This window comes from Monashia sp. HAY1-5C (genome assembly GCF_056755255.1).
This window is the reverse complement of the sequence record NZ_JBPGXG010000457.1, coordinates 1-260: the sequence shown is the minus strand read 5'-3', so window position 1 is coordinate 260 and position 260 is coordinate 1. Positions and strand designations below refer to the sequence as shown.

Sequence of the window (260 nt, the reverse complement as noted above, 5' to 3'; positions counted from 1 at the left end):
CCACAACACTAGGGAAGGCCGGATCGCGGCTGGGCTCACCAGCCATCATCATCGGGCTGGCCCTCACCCTCGGCCTGATCACGTCCTGTCTGCTCGGTTACAGCCTGACCCTCGCGCACGACCGCGAAGCGGGTGTCCTGCAACGACTCCGGGTCAGTCCGGCGCCGACATGGACCATCATGACCAGTCGACTCTGCGTGCAGATCGCCTCGAACCTCATTGCCTCGATCATTGTGGTCATCGTCGGCGTCGCCCTGCAC

1 protein-coding gene is annotated in these 260 nt (G+C 64.2%); it reads left to right on the top strand.

The features are described 5' to 3' along the window. Positions 1-260 (top strand): ABC transporter permease (locus ACR9ZK_RS22420; RefSeq protein WP_481344135.1); only part of this gene is annotated, 260 nt, incomplete at both ends.